At 64.5% G+C, this 767-nt stretch carries 1 protein-coding gene; it reads left to right on the top strand.

What is annotated here, in order from left to right; genetic code table 11:
• A partial coding sequence (locus HUW36_RS33745) for a glycoside hydrolase family 10 protein (protein ID WP_174531688.1) occupies window positions 1-767 on the top strand: 767 nt, incomplete at both ends.

Raw genomic sequence — 767 nt, 5'->3', positions numbered from 1 at the left:
GCGAGCACGCTGGGCGCGGCGGCGGCGCAGTCGGGTCGGTACTTCGGCACGGCGATCGCGGCGGGTCGGTTGAGCGATTCGACGTACAGCACGATCGCGGGTCGTGAGTTCAACATGATCACGGCGGAGAACGAGATGAAGCCGGATGCGACGCAGCCGCAGCGGGGTCAGTTCACTTTCTCCTCGGGTGATCAGATCTACAACTGGGCGACGCAGCGGGGGTTGAAGGTGCGGGGTCACACCCTGGCGTGGCATGCGCAGCAGCCGGGGTGGATGCAGAGTCTCAGTGGCGGCAACCTGCGGCAGGCGATGATCGATCACATCAACGGGGTGATGGGTCACTACCGGGGCAAGTTGGCGGCGTGGGACGTGGTGAACGAGGCGTTCAACGAGGACGGTAGTCGTCGGCAGTCGAATCTGCAGGGCACCGGTAACGACTGGATCGAGGTGGCGTTCCGGACCGCGCGGGCGGCGGATCCGTCGGTGAAGTTGTGTTACAACGACTACAACATCGAGAACTGGTCGTACGGTAAGACGCAGGGTGTCTACAACATGGTCCGGGACTTCAAGTCCCGGGGGGTGCCGATCGACTGCGTGGGGTTGCAGACGCACTTCACCGGTGGCAGTTCGTTGCCGGGCAACTTCCAGACCACGTTGTCCAGCTTCGCGGCGCTGGGTGTGGACGTGGCGTTGACCGAGGTCGACGTCACCAACGCCTCGACGTCGCAGTACGCCGGGTTGACGCAGGCGTGCCTGAACGTGCCGCG

The sequence above is a fragment of the Micromonospora maritima genome, assembly GCF_902825405.1.
GTDB lineage: Bacteria > Actinomycetota > Actinomycetes > Mycobacteriales > Micromonosporaceae > Micromonospora > Micromonospora maritima.
Note: the sequence above shows the minus strand (reverse complement) of the source record. Positions and strands in the feature narration are given on the sequence as shown.